The organism is Paraburkholderia sp. PGU19, assembly GCF_013426915.1.
Lineage (GTDB): Bacteria > Pseudomonadota > Gammaproteobacteria > Burkholderiales > Burkholderiaceae > Paraburkholderia.
Window position 1 is genome coordinate 1,249,715 of record NZ_AP023181.1, and the last position, 17,742, is coordinate 1,267,456.

Annotated in this window: 15 protein-coding genes and 1 pseudogene; 7 read left to right on the forward strand and 9 right to left on the reverse strand. The window is 55.6% G+C overall.

Annotated features, from left to right (window positions below; genetic code table 11):
- Positions 1-22: 22 nt before the first annotated feature.
- Positions 23-1,318 carry an IS4 family transposase gene (locus H1204_RS35345; RefSeq protein WP_243468804.1) on the reverse strand — a complete coding sequence of 432 codons (1,296 nt, stop codon included), beginning with the start codon at positions 1,316-1,318 and terminating at the stop codon, positions 23-25.
- An 878-nt stretch (positions 1,319-2,196) separates the two neighbouring features.
- On the opposite strand from H1204_RS35345, the gene H1204_RS35350 reads away from it, so the two are divergent.
- The 3 genes from H1204_RS35350 to H1204_RS51810 all read left to right on the forward strand — a co-directional run bounded on the left by H1204_RS35350 (position 2,197) and on the right by H1204_RS51810 (position 4,844).
- Entirely contained in the window at positions 2,197-3,816 is a 1,620-nt protein-coding gene (locus H1204_RS35350) for a methyl-accepting chemotaxis protein (RefSeq protein ID WP_180733378.1), read from the forward strand.
- 510 nt (positions 3,817-4,326) lie between these two features.
- Positions 4,327-4,758 (forward strand): hypothetical protein, encoded by a 432-nt coding sequence (locus H1204_RS51805; RefSeq protein WP_243468812.1) that lies wholly within the window; start codon positions 4,327-4,329, stop codon positions 4,756-4,758.
- Complete coding sequence (locus H1204_RS51810) at positions 4,722-4,844, forward strand: hypothetical protein (RefSeq protein WP_243468813.1); 123 nt, start codon at positions 4,722-4,724, stop codon at positions 4,842-4,844. The genes H1204_RS51805 and H1204_RS51810 overlap by 37 nt, the downstream gene beginning before the upstream one ends.
- A 42-nt stretch (positions 4,845-4,886) precedes the next feature.
- On the opposite strand, the pseudogene H1204_RS51815 reads toward H1204_RS51810, so the two are convergent.
- From H1204_RS51815 to H1204_RS35380, 6 genes and pseudogenes are all read right to left on the reverse strand, one after another.
- Positions 4,887-5,720, reverse strand: a pseudogene (locus H1204_RS51815) (AraC family transcriptional regulator); the annotation flags it as partial.
- A 129-nt stretch (positions 5,721-5,849) separates the two neighbouring features.
- Positions 5,850-6,659, reverse strand: a complete 810-nt coding sequence (locus H1204_RS35360; protein WP_180733380.1) for a c-type cytochrome — start codon at positions 6,657-6,659, stop codon at positions 5,850-5,852.
- Between the two features lies 1 nt (position 6,660).
- Positions 6,661-8,286 (reverse strand): b(o/a)3-type cytochrome-c oxidase subunit 1, encoded by a 1,626-nt coding sequence (locus H1204_RS35365; protein ID WP_180733381.1) that lies wholly within the window; start codon positions 8,284-8,286, stop codon positions 6,661-6,663.
- Complete coding sequence (locus H1204_RS35370) at positions 8,276-8,848, reverse strand: cytochrome C oxidase subunit II (RefSeq protein WP_180733382.1); 573 nt, start codon at positions 8,846-8,848, stop codon at positions 8,276-8,278. The genes H1204_RS35365 and H1204_RS35370 overlap by 11 nt, the downstream gene beginning before the upstream one ends.
- A complete protein-coding gene (locus tag H1204_RS35375; protein ID WP_243468814.1) occupies positions 8,845-9,003 on the reverse strand; it encodes a hypothetical protein in 159 nt (52 codons plus the stop codon). Before H1204_RS35375 ends, H1204_RS35370 begins: the two co-directional genes overlap by 4 nt.
- A 590-nt stretch (positions 9,004-9,593) precedes the next feature.
- A complete protein-coding gene (locus H1204_RS35380; protein WP_180733383.1) occupies positions 9,594-10,229 on the reverse strand; it encodes a cytochrome P460 family protein in 636 nt (211 codons plus the stop codon).
- A 503-nt stretch (positions 10,230-10,732) separates the two neighbouring features.
- On the opposite strand from H1204_RS35380, the gene H1204_RS35385 reads away from it, so the two are divergent.
- A complete protein-coding gene (locus tag H1204_RS35385) occupies positions 10,733-12,817 on the forward strand; it encodes a cytochrome c biogenesis protein ResB (protein ID WP_180735147.1) in 2,085 nt (694 codons plus the stop codon).
- An 82-nt stretch (positions 12,818-12,899) separates the two neighbouring features.
- Here H1204_RS35385 and H1204_RS35390 read toward each other — a convergent pair whose 3' ends face one another.
- Complete coding sequence (locus tag H1204_RS35390) at positions 12,900-13,193, reverse strand: DUF2818 family protein (RefSeq protein ID WP_180733384.1); 294 nt, start codon at positions 13,191-13,193, stop codon at positions 12,900-12,902.
- A gap of 772 nt (positions 13,194-13,965) precedes the next feature.
- Here H1204_RS35390 and H1204_RS35395 point away from each other — a divergent pair.
- From H1204_RS35395 to H1204_RS35405, 3 genes are all read left to right on the forward strand, one after another.
- On the forward strand, positions 13,966-14,169 hold the full coding sequence (locus tag H1204_RS35395; protein ID WP_180733385.1) for a cold-shock protein: 204 nt from the start codon (positions 13,966-13,968) through the stop codon (positions 14,167-14,169).
- 511 nt (positions 14,170-14,680) lie between these two features.
- A complete protein-coding gene (locus H1204_RS35400; RefSeq protein WP_180733386.1) occupies positions 14,681-15,145 on the forward strand; it encodes a GNAT family N-acetyltransferase in 465 nt (154 codons plus the stop codon).
- Positions 15,142-15,759 carry an NAD(P)H-dependent oxidoreductase gene (locus H1204_RS35405; RefSeq protein ID WP_180733387.1) on the forward strand — a complete coding sequence of 206 codons (618 nt, stop codon included), beginning with the start codon at positions 15,142-15,144 and terminating at the stop codon, positions 15,757-15,759. The genes H1204_RS35400 and H1204_RS35405 overlap by 4 nt, the downstream gene beginning before the upstream one ends.
- A 390-nt stretch (positions 15,760-16,149) precedes the next feature.
- Here the strand turns inward: H1204_RS35405 and H1204_RS35410 are convergent, their stop codons facing one another.
- Positions 16,150-17,472, reverse strand: coding sequence for an IS5 family transposase (locus tag H1204_RS35410; protein WP_180729442.1), 1,323 nt, complete (start codon positions 17,470-17,472; stop codon positions 16,150-16,152).
- Positions 17,473-17,742 lie beyond the last annotated feature (270 nt).

Sequence of the window (17,742 nt, forward strand, 5' to 3'; positions counted from 1 at the left end):
GAAGGCCGTTTAACCCATTTCCTTATACAGAAGTGTCATAACCGTCGCGCAAGATCTGGATGGTGATCACCGCATCCATGACCCGCTGCATGCCGATCCACAGCGTCTTCGCGCCCGGTTCACCGTCGCTTTTACGCCCGAGGAATCCGCCCAGTGACGCGATCATCCGTATCATCTGGTTGAGCGTTGGTGTCTTTTTCGGGCGTGGCTTTTTCGAGAGCACGTGAGCGCCATGTATCTCGTCAGCTGCAAAGAACAGTGATGCGTCCAGCTCTGGACACGTTCTGCCTAGACGCATGAGCCGTGCGATGCGCCACGATACGACCATGTACAGTGCAAGTGCCTTCTCCACCCGCTCCATCTGCGAGAGCTGCAGCGCCTCAACCCGGCAGGCGTTCTTCAGGACATTGAAGAACATCTCGATTTCCCACCTCGCGCGGTACCAGTCAACGAGTTCGGTGAGCGCATCCGTATCACCCGCTTCGCGGTTGGTGACAAGACGCCAGATGACGGGCTTTACGCCCGCTGGTGCTTCCACCTCATACGCCTCAATGCAGGTAAGCGTAATACCGGCTCGCCCTGGCAGCGTGATGCGCTGGCTACGCAGTTCCTGCTTCACTTCACGCGCCTTCTGGCCACTGCGCCCGGGCAACACGAAGCTGATATGGCCAAGCGTGTGACTCGCGTGCACCTTGTCCCACAGCTTTTCTTCGTCCTTCAAGGCGCGATTGTGCTGCGAGCGAATCAGCCAGTCCGCCGGTTCACCCAGTTCCTGCGCACGCTGCATGAGTGCCGCGATGTCGCCTTCACGATCGGCCACGTACACCAGCCGCGTGTCAGGCAGGCTGCCCGCCTGTTCGGCGACGATCTCGTAGCTTTCTATCCATCGCACACTTTCTTTCACGCCGCCACGCCTGCCGTTTGCATCGCGTGGCTCGCGCGCAAACATCCACGAATTGATTACGCCCAGTGGTTCGCGATCCGGCGTTACCGCGTAGGTCGCGTGAAGGTACATGCCCACCTGTGCTTCATAGCTGAGCGGGCCGGCACCCTCGATGTCCTGACCGTTAAAGTTCAGCTCCGTCGTATCGGCAATACACAGCACCACCGGCAACTGCCCCATGCGCGCTGTGGTGCGATCCCAATGCGGTTGCATCATGTCGCGCCAGTCGATGCGCTCATTGCCCAGAAAGCGATAGGCCGCCATCGTCTCGGCCCAGTCTTCGCACGCGCCCGGGATACTGGCCGTCGGCCGGCTGGCAAACCGTTTGACCAGTTCCTTCGCGCGCCGGTCTCGCCGTGGATCACCCAGATCCAGCGTTTCGAATTCCTCGTCCACCCATGCCCCCGCGTCGTCTCGAATCTTCATGCCGAAAATCCGAGAGTAAACGCGAAATCCACATCGTTAACAACCCCCTTCCGACTGCTTTGCTATTCCAGCATCGCCTTCGATACGTCAAGTTGTGTATAACCACATGCGTTTAACCTCCGCGACGAGTCAATGATCTTTGACGTCCGTCTTAAGTTTTCCTTAATACAGCCGTGGCATACTGCGCATCCTCAGGTTCCTGGACTAGTGGGCCTCGGAATTCCAGGAATCCTTTTGGCCGGCGACGCCATGCGCCGGCCACTTTTCCGCGCCTCCGCTGTCCAATTTTCACCAAACGGGTACGGCCTCAACCCTAACCGGCGGCATCCGGACGAGCATAGCCCCGTACGACCAATCCATTAGCTCTTTCATGACTGCAAGTCGGAAATAGCGGACCATGGCATTTAGGTCTTCACGGAGCGAAGCGCCCTCGTCACATCGCAAATGAGGGGCCCCATTCCGTTCGACCGAAGCACTGAAAAGATAGCATCGGCCGCCCATCGCTTTTCCAACTAATTGATACTGCGTGACACCCAAATCTCCTCACTGCGCTTGATCGTAACGGCATCCGATGAGAACACGCTCGTCGTCCACTATCGCCAGTTTTTCAATTAACTCCTCTTTCGTTACTAGGTAACGATTCGCCTCTCGGCAAATGCAATCAACGCGCGGTACGTTTGACGTTGCCAGCGCCATTTGCTATTGCGATGTACCACCGGTTTTCGTAGTTCGTTACTGCGTAACGCTTTGAAAAAGCATATGCCGAGCTTAAGTAATCACCGTATCTTGCCGTTACCTGGCGTAACTCAAACGGTGATGGCGAATACATGAAAAAGCTAACGTTTGCGCAGAAACTCTGGATAACTCTCTACGTGTGCCTCGCGTGCCTCACCAGCGTGACGGTCTTCGACGCATGGTCGCAGCGGCACGTGCGTGTCGAACAGCGCAAGCGGGATCTGGCGAATAACGCAGATAACGTAGTGAGCTTGGTCAGGCAGTATGCAGATATGGAAACACGCGGCCTATTGACGCGCGACGCGACGCAGAAGAAAGCGCTGGAGCGGATCAAGGGCATGCGTTACGGCAAGGACGGCTACTACACGGTCATGACCGTTGAGCCCAGGATGCTGATGCATCCGTTCAAGCCGCAGCTGGTCGACCGGGCGCTGGGCGACTTCAGGGACGCAAACGAAACGCCGCTATACCGGGATGCTGTCACGATTGCGAAGGCCGAGGGCGTCGGCTTCATCCGATACGTATGGGAGCGACCCGGCGAAAAGCAGCCCGTGCCGAAGCTCACGCGGGTCGCCGCTTTCAGGTCTTCGGGCTGGATAGTTCTCAACGGGACGTATATTGACGACATCGACAGCGCCTTCTACAAATCACTCTTGAGCGCTGCAGGAATTCTGGTCATCGCCGCGCTGGTCCTTTGCATGGTGACTATTGTGCTCAACCGCGCCCTGCGGCGCTCGCTGGGTGGCGGTCCGGAGCATGCGGCGGAGCTCGCACACCGCATCGCGGCGGGTGATCTGGCGAGGCCCGTTAATACACACGACGCGAACGACGGCAGAGTGCTGTTCGCGATCGAGTCCATGCGTATCCAGCTCGCGAATGTGGTCAGCGCCATGAAGCGATCATCCGAGTCGATCCTTCTAACGAGCCAAGAAATTGCCATTCGCAACTCAGACGTTTCCCAGCGGACCGAAGGACAGGCACCGTCGCTCCAGCAGACCGCTTCGAGCATGGAGCAGATCCCCTCAATGGTTACCCGTAACGCAGACAACGCAGCACGCGCTAACGAACTCGTCAGCACTGCGTCGGCGATAGCCGACCGGGGCACCGAAGTCGTCGGCACGGTCGTGGGCACCATGCAGGACATCTCTGAATCGTCCGCGAAGATTTCTGAAACTGTCGGTGTCATCGAGGGAATCGCCTTCCAGACCAACATCCTTGCGCTCAATGCAGCGGTAGAAGCCGCGCGCGCAGGAGAACAGGGGCGCGGCTTCGCGGTCGTGGCAAGCGAAGTCCGAAGCCTCGCGCTGCGAGCGGAAGCGGCCGCCAAAGACGTCAAGACGCTCGTCCAGGAATCTGTCGCGCGGGTGGACGACGGCGCCGCACTCGCGTCCGAGGCCGGTTCAGCGATACGAGACATTGTTGGTGCGGTGCGGCGGGTGGATAAAATCATTCACGAGATTGCGGCGGCCTCCAGCGAACAAAGCTCTGGCGTCCAGCAGGTAGGGCTGGCGATATCACGAATGGATGCTGTAACCCAGCAGAATGCTGCCCTCGTTGAACGCGCGACGACCGCAGTTCACTCGCTCGGAGACCACGCAAAGGGTTTAGCATCCGCAGTATCCACCTTCCGACTACCCGACGAGGTTAATCAATTGCAAAGAAATGTTAAACCCGAGACGGTGACAGAGGTAATTGAATCCGATGCCCATTGAACGAGTGCTAGGTTGGCTTATGGTACTGGCCGGCGGCGCACTGTTGCTGTGGCTGATAATGACTCACTGGTAAGCCGGACGATGCAGCATGGCGAGCGCTCCCCCGCACTTTGCGAGCTCAATCCCTCCGATTCGGCTAACGTCCTCAAGTGGAGAGTGATATGACTCTGGAAAACGAAATCAAACAGCTTGAAAGATCCATCAATACTCTGGTTCGTCGCCCAACCTTAATCCGTCACGACTATTGGACCGTTGAGACCGAAAAGCTTCTGCTGCGTCGCGAACTGTCGATGAAGGATCGGCATCGGCTAGCCGCCCTTCTGAATCTTCTTAGCGGAATTATCGAGACAGCTGCGCCAGAGTGCCCGCCCTCACGGATCGAATGCAAGACATGCGACTTGCGAGGTGGGAGTCGCACCGGGGCAACCTCATGAATGTCCCCCCGGCCGTGACAGATACAATCTGCGAACGCGACGTGCTGGCCCGGCCCGATCGTCGGGAACAACGGCCATGAATGACAGCGGTGTGAGGAAAGCCGCACTGTTTCTGCTTGAGCTTGGCGCGGACGAAGCGGCCGATGCATTGCGCCATCTCACGCCCGGGGAAGTGCAGAACATCAGTGCGGCGATGGCCGCGGGTAAGAAGGTTGAGCCGGAAGATCTCGACAAAGCCGTGCGGAACTTCATACAAGGTGCGACCACGCGCAGTACGCTTTCACTTGGAGCGGACGCATACCTGCGTTCGGTCCTGAACAGGGCGCTTGGCGACGACAAGGCTGCCGGCGTCATTGAACGGATTCTTGTTGGCGGCCCGATCGAAGGTATCGAAGGACTCAAGTGGATCGAGCCACCAACGGTCGCTGACTCATCCGGAATGAGCACCCACAGACCATCGCGACGGTACTGGTGCACCTCGATCCTCTGCGGGCGGCAGAGGTGCTGACCTGTTTCACAGACCGAGTCCGTAACCACGTAATGATACGGATTGCCACGCTTGAAGGCATCCGGCAAGCGGTTAAACGCCAATGAGAAATTACTTCGACTCGAAAAACCCACCATTTTCGCCACTTCGGCTACGGGATATCTGGTGGTAGCGAGCAATTCCGCCGCTTTCTTTAAGCGCACGATCTTCAGCATGACCATTGGCGACTGGCCAGACGCTTTCATGAATTGCGCAGCGAACGCTGAGCGGCTCATTCCGGCGATGTCGGCAAGACGCTCGACTGACAATGAAGACGCAGATCGTTCGAGAATTGCTTCTAGCGCACTGGCGAGGCGCCTGTCAGCAATGCCGGCTGCCCAAGGCAGGTCCGCGCCGCCGCCGTCTATCTGTCGCCGAAGCACGAGGATCAGGCATTGCCTCAGCAGCGCTTCGACCAGAGTACGCGAGCCAGGCCCAGGACGCGCGGATTCCGCGAGCAGCAAAACGAACTGGTCTTTCAATCCTGACTTGCCGTCGAACTGGGCGACGAGTGGATGTCGCAACGTCTTGAACGGGTCGCTGCCTGACGTCTTGTCAAGACGCAGTTCGCCACATGCAGTCGAAATACCGTTGTCCCCACCACCGACGTGGACAGCGGGAACAGTCTCCTGCCAAGGCCAGTCACTTACACGCGCGCGATTCGTTTCGTGCGTTGCGCACGATTTGCCACTCTCGATCTTATAAGCGATTCCTGGGGGCAGAAGTACGAAACTGTGCGCGCTGAGCGATACTCTCTCGCCATGTTGCGTTATCAAATCACCGCTTCCGTCCATGCAGTAATGCAGACTCGCCGTTGCGCAGGCCTCGAACCGCGCGCTCCAGCCATCGCGAATGTCACAGAGAGTGAAATTCGCCACGCCAATATCCAGAGCCGAGAGAAGGCGCTCCAGGACAGGAAGCTCACGGAGCTGCGCGTTATTCATGGACGAGTCCAAGACTACGAAAAAACATCTATAAGTCTACTATGAACTGGCTGTTCCGGTATTCGCAGGGAACTGACTTCTTCCTGCCACCGAACGGAAAGAAAGAAGTGAGCACCCGTGCCGATGGTGTCAGGGCTGAGACATTCGCGTCCCCATATCCTTAAACCCGTTGTAGTATGCCGCTGCGTCCTTTATCTCTGTTTCTGTCAGATTCCGCGCTATGTTTCGCATTTGCTCACCGGCATCATTATGTCGTTGACCCGCTGCGAAGGCGTTTAGTTGGGCACCCAGATAGGATGCCGACAGGCCCTGCAAAAACGGTGCTCCGGCCTTGTGATCAACTTCTCCGTGACACACAGCACAGGAGACGACATTCTTAGTGGGGTTTCCTTGCGCAACAATGGGTGGCTCGCCGACCGTCGCAACGCCGCTAGTCAAACGCCCCGATGAAGCAAAGTACTGCGCGAGGTCACGCAGATCTCTCTCGGATAGTCCTTTGACCATCGAGGTCATTATTACATTGGTTCGCGCACCACTTTGGAAATCGGAAAGCTGCTTGTAGACGCATGCAGCGTCTTGCCCGGCAAGAAGCGGCGCGACGACTTGAGATGCATTGTGACAGCCGACGCATCGAGTTGCGAGCACGCCGCCGCGCTGCGCCGCATCGTGGTCGGCACGAGCAAGTGTCTGCGGCGTTATAGTAACCGCACTTACCGCGCCGTCAGCAGGATAGACGATCAATTCGTTCTGCGCCCAGTGGCGGGATACTCCTGCCGCATTACAGATCGCGTTCCATATGCCTCGAAACTGAGGGCCGTCTTGCACCGACGGCAGGAGGACAAACCCTATCGCTGCTGCGATGACCGCGACGGTGAGAGTTCCGCAGACGCTGCCTACCAACCATCGATTTGTCAGCGAAAACACTGGTTTCGCGTCCATGTCAATGCCCCTGACCGATCGGGATTCCAGGCACGGCGGTGTCTGGGCGGGCAATCAACGACGCAATCGGATATCCGTAGTTAAACAATGTAAGACCAATCATCAAGGCGAGCCACAGCCGAAAACCGTTCAGTGCAGACGGCACATTCTCTGTTCGATGAATCGGCGCACTAAAGGTGTAGTCCTCAACAAGGTCAACCGTTGAGCGGTGAGCGCGAACCAGAATGAGTATAAAGAGAAGACCGGCCAACAGACAGATGACTCCACCAATGACCGACACGATCACAGGCAGCGCCTGGGACGAAATCTCACCATTCGTGTAATCGAAGTATGCCATTCTCCGCGGCATTCCCATGATCCCTACCAAATGCCACGGAATCGTCAATACCATGATTCCGATGAACCAAAGCCAAAGCTGAATGCGGATCAGTCGCAGGTCTGTAATCGCACGACCAGTAATCTGAGGCCACACGTCGTAGGCGATCACGAAGTACATGATCACAACAGCTCCGGCGAAGATGAGGTGAAAGTGTCCCGTCACCCATTGGGTATTATGTATAGTCGAATCTAACTGGTAACTCATGTTGATGAGTCCGCCTGCTCCTCCAAAACCCAACATCACAAACGAAAAAGTGATGGCAAGCATCATAGGATTACCCCATGGAAGAGCCTTCAACCAACCTATGACACCTTTCCCGCCGCGCAGCCGCCCGGCAATCTCGACCGACGCACAGATTGTGAACACCGTCAGCAACGTGGGAATCGCGACTAAAGCCGTGAAGACCGAGTGCATGAATTTGAACCCCGAACCTACCTGCGGGTCGGCGAACAGATGGTGGATGCCAATCGGCATTGATACAACCAGAAACATTACGAAGGATACCCGCGCCATCAAATCGCTATAAAGCCTCCCGCCAATCGCGCGCGGAACGATTGTGTAATACGCAATGTAGGCCGGCATTAGCCAGAAGTACACGATTGCATGAAGCGTCCATGAATAGAAAACGCGTGCGAGACCGGCATCGATATTGTGTTTCCAGCCCAACGATACTGGAATAATCTGAAAAATGATTTCAATTGCCGCGCCGACGGCCGTCCATCCCCATAGATACGCGCTGGCAACACACGCAAACATAGGAAGCGGAACGGGAACCCCAGGATTATCGCGTTTCCATATTGCGAGATTTACGCCCATCAGCGCAACCCACACCCATGACCCAACAACGATCAGGACGACACCTATATAGTAGATAGAGCTGCCGATCATCGGCGGGTAAAACGTATAGAGAACTGACGCCGTACCTCTCCCTATCGCGACAACGGCCAGCATAAATCCCAATGCAACGGCACCAAACCCAGCCCACGCCAACTTCGCTCCCACAATCGCGCGCTTTAGCGAAAGCTCAATGACTGTGTATCCGAGGGCCATCGCGACGAGAGTCGGGAATACATACGCCATAGTGGAGCCGTGCGCCGAGACGGATCGATAATATATTTCAGGATCCTTTATCCATGGATGTAGCGGACTTCTCACATACATCTGCCAGGCGCCCAATGCCAGAGCGACAGCGAAACTCGCGAAAGCGAGCCAAAAATGCATAAGCACAAGCCGCCTGTTAATTAACACAGTCCAGTCTCCCGTTCACACCCTTTCGCTTAAGCATTTCGAAAAACGCCGAGCGCTCGATCACTTTCACGCGCGCCCACATCGCCTGATGACCCGTCCCGCAGTATTCATGACAAGGCATCAGATGCTCAGCTGGCTGCGGAAACACGGTTTTAAACGTGGATATGTAGCCTGGTTCAATCATTGAATTGATGTTAGTCCCTGTAACCAGCATGCCGTGGATTGCATCAGCGCTGGTCGCTCTGAAAGTAATTGGCGTATTCGCTGGAAGCAGGATGCATTGAGGCGTGAACGAATACTGCTGCGCCAGTACCCGGACGATAACAGATCCGTCTTTTGACGTCGCACTTCCCAGATTACTTTCCGAAAACTCGCTATTTGTTTCCAGGGATGCTATGCGTATCGTCTCTACTCTGGACGGCGGCATCATCGCCCAATGCAATCCTGTGAAGACGACCGTCAGCATCATGACGAGCATGATTGCCGACATCAAGATCGCCCACCTTCGTTCGATTTGATGGACGATACTGACCGATCGAGTTTCCCTGATATTGTCGCTCATTGAATAACGCCGCGCGGAAGGAAAACGAGTAAATAAAATACGATCCATATGAGGATCACGATAGCTGTCGCAGTACCTGCTAGAAAAATCGCGCCCTTCGGCCCATCGAGAACGATGCGTTCAATGGCTTGATCCTCGTCTTCTTTCGCGTTCACTTGGTTCTTCCCGTGGCAATTCAGGACAGGCCTGAAAATGTCCATCTCGCTAGGCTCTATAAGGATCCGGTGACATTAGTCGACGCCGATTATCAATCGATATATGCGGGAGGATTCCTGATATGGCCTCGAGGACGTGCTTTTCCATAGCCGTGTCTCATTTCGAGCAAGCAATCACGAAGTGTTCCGCCTGCGATCTTCCAGCTCTTAAAAGAACAGCGCAATCATGACTGCGCCAATTTCGGTTTGCTAGGCCGCGACAGACTGGTTTACGGTCGCGGCCTCGCTTGGTCGCTGCGAGAAAGGCACAGACTCGCGTTGGGAAACAGCAACCGCGCGGGCTCCTGCCAGTCCATAGAACGAAGGTCGACTATTGCGGGAAAAGCATCCCCGCTCCAGCTTCTTTTGTGCGCCGCCGAGTTACAACACGCTAACGAATATCTATGCAGCCTGACATTGCATCCGCCGGGGACACAAAACACGCGCCCCTGCTCCGCTGAGCTATTCAAGCCGCATGCCACTCCTTGACTCGCACGGTCTCAGGATATCCCGACGGGTCCTCCTAGCAGCTATAACCGCGGCGCACTATCTTACTCAGCTTCAGGCTTGTAGTTTGGGTTCAGGTGCCCATCATCATCGAGCAGTCGATAGAATTGCGTCCACACGTCGTCCTTCTTCGCGCTCGCGATGTGGCAGAATGCGCATTCCTCTTTCGCCTTGACTTTCGCCATCTTTGCCTTCGGCTCAAAGTGGTTAAAGTTGAAGTATCCCCAACCGTCGGTAGCGGCAAAACGCTTCGTGTCCTTCACAGTGACATCGGCTCCGTTGAACTTTCCAGGGAAGAAGCCTCGACCGGACGGCTCGTTCCTTGATCCGTCTGGGAACTGTTGATGCGTCGTCAGCTGAAGCTCTTTGACAAAGATCGTGCCCTCGGGGAATTCGCCGGTTTTCTTGTAGATTGCGTACGAACCCGGCTCAATGTAGACGTTGTGATATTCCGGGAAGTTCGCCTTCCCCCCGTTAAGGGCGTTCGGGGTCAGCGGACTCCCGACGTAGATCCATTGATGAAAGTTCTTTGGAAGTAGTAGTTGACCATCAGCAGTGTATTGCGGCAGCTGCCGCTTTACCGTGGGAAGGTCTTGCCCATCCGAATCAGCCCAAGCGCCGGTGCTAAAAGATGTGCACGCGATCAATACTGCACCAATGACTGAGAGTCGCTTCAACATGCGGATTCTCCTATACGTGAACGAGATAACCGGAATCTAGTACGCTTTGCGACGTCCCAGTCCGTAGCCTATGTCGGCTACAGAATTAAATACTTTTGAGGTCCATCAATCAACGATCCACAGGTATATGAATCATGCCCTTATGGTTTCAGCAGTTGATGGCGCAGGCGAGCGAATTGCGAACGTGTTTCAAGCCGCTTTGCCGATGGCAAACATCGCCGGCCAGCCGAACGGAACCGCCCGATCGTTCCATATACGCATGTATAGTCGGCTAGTCTTTGTTCCCATCAAAAAGTCGTGTAGAAATCAGAATGGAGGATTGGTGTTACTTATGCGAATCACTGCGACAGTCCGTGTGACGCAGATACCGGTCCATCACATCGTCTTGATCACCATTATCTGGAGTGCCCTTGAGCGAGCGTCCGACGGCCGAAGGCCAGATTAGCTTCAGAGTTCGTGGAAAACCATATGAACTGAAGCACGCCATCGATCTCCTTAGATCAATGCGTTTTGCCATTGCTTTGCTAGTGATATTGGCGATTGCAAGCATCATCGGTACTGTCCTCACACAGGAGGATACGTACGTCAATTACGTGAACCAGTTCGGTCCATTCTGGGCTGACGTTTTCCGCGGCCTCGATCTGTACAACGTCTACGGTTCCTGGTGGTTCATGTTGATCCTGGTCTTTCTTGTGACCTCGGTCTCACTATGTGTGATCGATAACGCCCCGAAGATGGTCCGGGACGCACGCAGTTGGAAGGACCGCGTCCGCGAAGGGAGCCTACGCGCATTCCGCCACAAGAGTGAATTCCGCGCAGATGCTCTGAATGGCGTCGAGACGGCGGACATCCTGATGCGCCTCGGACGTCAGTTGGGCTATAAGCTAGTCACCCGTGATACCGGTACGGGAGAGATCCTGATCGCAGGTAAACGTGGTGCCCTTACAAGGCTGGGCTACATTTCGGCCCATTTTGCTATCGTGGTCATCTGCTTGGGTGGCCTGCTGGACAGCAATCTGCCTATCGAACTGCAGATGTGGATCTCCGGAAAGACAGCTACCGAGTTGGATTCCGACGTGGACGCGGTTTCCCCAAGTCATCGACTATCTCCTTCAAATCCGACGTTTCGCGGGTACGCTCTAGTACCCGAAGGCCAGCAAACTAGCTCGGTCGTACTTAGTCGCCGGGACGGCTCCTTGATCCAGGATTTGCCATTTTCAATTCAACTGAAGAAGTTCGTGGTTGATTACTATTCAACGGGTATGCCCAAGCTGTTCGCCAGTGATATCGTAGTGACGGATCATAAGACTGGCCAGCACGTTCAGGCGCGCGTCCAGGTAAACAAGCCGTTCACCTATGACGGCATTTCCATTTACCAGTCGAGCTTCCAGGACGGAGGGTCCAAGGTGGCGATGACCGTGTGGCCGATGGCTGACAGGTCTGAATTCACCGAGCAGCTTCAGGGGGTAGTCGGGGGTGTTACGCATATTGACCTTCCGAACGCCAGAGAAAATGGAGAGACGGTGGAGCTCACCGATTTCCGCTCGATCAACGTCGAAGATGCGAGTAACGCTGCCGACGCCCATAGCGCGCAAAGCGCCCCCGAAGAACATGCGTTTAAGCAGGAAATTGATGCGCGACTCGGATCAGGCGCCAAAAGCAATCACCAAACGAGATTACGAAATCTAGGACCCTCAATGCAATACAAGGTCCGTGATATCAACGGTCAAGCCCATGAGTATCGAACGTTTATGCTTCCAGTAAATATCTCCGGTCAGCAGATGTTTATGACGGGCGTAAGGTTGGACGCTAACGATCCATTTCGCTATCTCCGGATTCCCGCAGACGAACATAATTCAGTACGGGATTGGATGAATCTTCGAGCCGCCTTGCAATCTCCGAGCATGCGAAACCAGGCTGTATCCCGATTCGTACGGCGTTCGTATTTGGGTGCTGATACTGACGCTCAGAAAGCTGCCGCATCCGACGTATCTCGGCTATTGGACCATTTCGCTGGTGCCAAGGAAGATAAGGGCGCAACGACAATTGCGGCATCAGCGGGCGGCTTCCAGGCGATTGCCGGCTTGATTGACCGATCGATGCCCAAAGTACAACGGGAGAAAGCGGCCATGGCGCTCCTACGCACGCTCAATGATGTGATGTGGGATCTCTGGCAGCTGTCACGGATTAAGCATGGCGAGCCCGAGATGAAACAGGATCCGTCACATATGTCGTTCATCCGGTCTTCGATCGATGCGCTGTCGGACAGCTTTTACTACGGCGCCCCGATCTTCCTTCAACTTGACTCGTTCACGCAGGTTCAGGCGTCGGCATTCCAGTTGACACGGGCGCCGGGCAAGACTTTGGTATATGTCGGTAGCCTTCTGCTTGTCATCGGCGTTTTTTCGATGTTCTATGTGCGTGAGCGGCGTCTCTGGTTTTGGATCAAGAGCTCCAAAGAAGGCGGTGCAGATGTCTTGATGGCGATGTCCACCGCTCGACGAACGCTTGACTTCGAGAGGGAGTTCGTACGTACGCGCGACGCGGTACACATGGTACTAGATACGAAAGACGCTCAAACGAGCTGACTTTTCCGACCAGCCGGACAACATGTCCGGCTGGAACACTTAACATAACGGAGACCGGCGCAGGATGACGTCACCCACAAAGCTAGGGCCGTGAGAGCAGAAACCGAAAGACGAATCCCGGAAATGAAAACACTATCAGCAACGATACAGTGATTACGTAGAATTGCCAGCCTTGGTCGAACACTCTACCTTCCCGAGCCTCTAATGCATACGCTGCGGATGCCACTATCATGTACGTCAATACGAGCTCCATTATATAGATCCACGATTTCTTGCCATGTCGAAGGGATATGACGCCAAAGAACTTCTCTGTGGCGAAAGGAATATTTGCCATCGAAAGAGCCAAGGTGAGAATAAACCAGCCATAGACTGACATTAAGATTAACCTCGTATCACTTGTAACATCGGAGAGGGATCTCCATGATGAGATCTGCGAATCCCGCTTAGGACGACGGGCTCAATAGTCTCAAGGCTACCAGCTTCTAATTGAACGAAACATCAGAGCACTATTCAACGCTCCGTTGGTATAAACATCCGATACCTTATCACCGCGCAACACCGCAGACATAAGACCGATCCATACCGTCTGACCTCCATGACTATCGAGATTCATCAGGAGCGCTAGCTCAGCACCCCGCGCTCCATAGGCTTTGCCTTCAGGGCGCGGTTGGTGAAACTGCACTGTCGGGGCGTTCCGCGCGAAAGTCCTGCGGCGGTAGAACCTCAGTTCACGCTGCAGCCGACCGTGCAATGCGGTTCGTCGAGAACAGTCACATTGCGTCCCGGCTCCCGCAAGGAGCACGCGACGTTCAGGAGAAGGACGAGGATCCAGCGTGGTCGCCGGAAGCGCGTAAAACGGATATTCCTTGGGTGGCTACGTGCGTGCAACCTTTTCTGCATCTCAGCATTTGCGGCTCTATACGCGAGTCTATACATTGATACTATGGATTCCTTGAGTATTGCCCGGACGCCGAATAGAATCGGCATGGTAACCGCTATGTACAAAGCGTGCACAAAACTTTTGCTGTTCGACTGACAGCGCCGATAGGCTTCTATCATGTGATAGTCAGGGCGACCGTGATATCAGTCACTCAGCAGCCTTATATTCCCATGCACTATCTCGATAACCGAATTCAAAGGAAGAGCAGATGGCTACAGGTACTGTCAAGTGGTTCACTGATGCAAAAGGCTTCGGCTTCATCAAGCCCGATGATGGGAGTGAAGACCTTTTCGCCCACTACTCGGAGATTCGGTCGACTGGATACAAGTCTCTCCGGGAGAATCAAAAAGTCTCCTTCGAGATTGGTGCCGGCCCTAAAGGCAAGCAGGCATCAAATATCCGGGCAACCTGAATCGCAAGTCTAACGCCGTATAGCACGTCAGGACAATTTCCTCGTTCGTGGTCCGTCGATCCCTTACGATCATGTCGGGACCACCACGTGATAACTGCTGCACGCCGGCAGCCGTTCCGGCTCCGAGCATCTTCACTGCTGCATTGATGAGGCGATGATGATACGTACCGCGTCGGGGACAGACGCATGCCTTGCCGTTGAAGGGGCCACCGTCGATCGGGACGTCGGCTACCGCGACCATCGGTTCCGCTAGTCGAAGCGCGACGCAAAAGCGTATCCACGCCAGCGAGCCCGGCTACGCATGCGCCTTCATCAAGTGAGGTATGAAGAGTAACTTATGAGCGCCGCTGACGAAGACGGTCGATGATGTTTTCGAGACTACCGCTAACAGCAGAAATCGTCGCGGCGATCGAACCAATGAAGATGACCTGGTCGAGCGATCACGTCTTGTCCCTACAGGGTGTTTCATCAAATGAATACAATTGGCGCAACGCAACGAGGAGAACACGATATGGGTACGAACTTGACGTTCCGACATCTGGAGTCCCCCGATGATTGGATCCGCGCGTTCGACGTCATGAAGGAATTGCGGCCACATCTGACGGACCCAGGAGCCTTCTGTGCGCAATTGCACCATCAGCACGAGGAGAATTATCGTCTGCTCGCCGCCTGCAGCGTGGAAGGGACAATCCTCGGTCTCGCCGGTTTCCGCGCGCAAACAAATACACTATATGGGCGCTTCATCTATCTTGACGATCTTGTCGTAACCTCCCGACTGCAACGTAGCGGCATCGGAGCGGAACTGCTCAACGAGGTTCGCGAGATTGCACGTCAATCGCGCTGCGCGCATTTCGTGCTCGACACCGGCTTGCACATGTCCCTTGCGCAACGCTTCTACTTCCGCAACGGCTTGCTCGCCAAAGGTATGCACTTTGCGGAATCACTCACGCCCGGCGGATCGGAGTTCGCGCGATGAAAATTCTGTTCATTAACGCAAGCCCGCACGGTGAAACGAGCCATGGATACGGTCTCGCGCTTGAGATGATCCGCTCTCTGGGCAAGAGTGCGCATAACGCACTGCTGACACGCGATCTCGGTTCGCTGCCATTGCCGCCGATCACGCAGGACTATGCAAAAGCCATCACTTCACGTGAACCTGATGTAAGCCGGTTCGATGTGTCCGAGCAGCTCATTCGCGAGATCGAAATGACGGACGCGCTTATCATCAATACGCCGATGCATAACTTCACAGTTCCGGCTGCGCTGAAGCTGTGGATTGACTACGTGCTTCGGGTTCATCGCACGTTCGCCGTAACGCCCGAAGGCAAGGTCGGTCTGATGCGCGACCGACCTACCTTCGTAATCGTCGGTTCCGGGGGCTTTCATAGTGGCGAGCGTGCGTGGCAAGGCGATTTCCTCACCCCATATCTGCGTTACTCGCTCGGGTCCATTGGGTTGAAGAGTACTCACTTCGTGCTGCTGCAAGGACTCACGCATGGCGACGAGGCCGTGGCCGACGCCCTCCAGCGTGCGCGCGAAAAAATCGCGGAACACCCACTCTTCGCATCCGACAATACTATCATCAGCTAGCGCTGCTTACGCATCGTATGCCGTGCGACAACAACGGCTTCTTCATCGGCGTTCCTGATCCAGGAAGCCGAAAAGCAAGCCTCACCGCATGCGCCTTGTGGGTGTCCAGGTATCGCTCTCAGCATAAGCCCCTCTCCAAACGTGTGAGCTGCGATCACCGGGGCATCGGCGGCGAACCTTCTCGTCCACGCCGAAAAACACAGCGAGATGCGCGGCGCCTGACGACGAAAGCACTGGTGATGATGCCGATCTGCAGCGATTTCCGGCCGAAGCCAGGTGCGCGCTCGCTCAGATTCACCGCCTACAGATTGCGACCGACACGCGACCACACCAATATTTCCAGGAACTAGCTCGTCCGCCCTGAATAAAGCGTTTTGGTCGTCGCCGGCGTCAGACGACGGCCGTTGACTGATCGACAGAAACGAACAGCGCCACAAGAACGAGGGCGCAAAAAAGCCGCAGTTTCCTGAGGATCATGCGCAGGTTGTGGCCAGTGCCGCACAGCACCGCGTGCATCGCGTCGCCGAGCGTCCCCTTAAGCCAGTTCCGATCGAGCTTTCCATCCGTCTTCATGTGGCCGATCGCTGGCTCGATCGCACTGCGCCGCCTGATCATCGCCCGTAATCCCCTTGTAATGCCTCGCCGCAGCCCCGGGTGGTAGATCTTCACCCCTTCGATGTCTACGCCCTTGTAGCCGCGGTCGACGACGGCGATTTCCGGCGTGATGTCGCTCAGGATTGCCGCCTGCTCCAGCGCTTCTGCAAGGGTGTGGCCGTCGTAAGGGTTGCCCGGCATCGAGCGCATGCCAACGACCAGGCCTTCCTTGTGCGTCGTTGTGATCGACACCTTCACACCAAACTCATACGGCGTGCGCGCCTTGCCTTTGGCCAGACACTCCACCTCTGGCGCATGCAGTGCGTAGAGCTTGTTTTTGTCTTTTGTCTTTTGCGACAGGATCCGTTTCGTGCGCCCAATCAGTTCCTGCAAGGCCACGCGGCTTCCTTCGGATACCGAATCGACCTGCCGCTCCACGTCACGCATCACCCGACCCACACGCGAGCGCAGCGTACGCAACGCCTTCTTCATGCGTTTGTACTGCTTCGCATGGGCGTAGCGGCCAATCTGACGCTCCAGGTGCGGCGCCTCGCGGTTGTAGTTCTGCCGCAGCTTCAGGCTATGCCGCGCAGCCGCCTTTACCAGATGTTCGCGACACCGCTCAAGCAAGCGGGAATCGGTTGGATGGGCAATCGCCTTCTCCATGACCGTCGTGTCTACAATCACGCGCTTCACGCTTGCAGCCTTGATCACGCCAGCACGTTTTGCTGCCTCGATCGTTTCGGCCAGCAACTCTTCGACGCCGGCTTCGCCCAGCCGCTTGCGCCAGCGCGTCAGGCTCGATGGATCGATTGGCGGTTCGGTCTGCAGGTAGGTCTCGCCAGTGAAAACCTGCCAATACGGGTTTTCCACCCATTGCCAGACGACCTCTTCGTCGGACAGGTCAAACCCGTGCTGCAGATACAGCAGACCGGCGATCAGCCTGGGCGATGTAGCCGGTCGCCCCTTGCGCGACACGAAGCTTTCGCTCATCGCGACACCCAGCCGATCCCAGTTGATGAGGTCGGCCAGCCGTACCAGCGGATGTTTCAGATTGATCTGTTCACGCAGCGGCTGCCGGAAGAAATCTCCTTCTTTCACAGGCGTCTTCGGACCCATCCGTACCTCGCCAGAATTTGCAGGATTCTCACGTCAATTTGCCAGGTTCCTGCAAATCTCACAACACAATTTTGGCCTCAAAGCTCCGCTGCACGAGGCTCGCCGATTTGTTCAGGCTCGACTAGCTCGATCATCGCCGCACAAAAAAGGACTGTTGGAACCGGATGCAGTGGCTTCGACATTCCTTGATCGATCCGTACAAAACAGCACAAGTTACAGATTGCGCTTCATCGTGCCTTAGAACGCGGCCGTCGCATTGAGCGTCTGTTG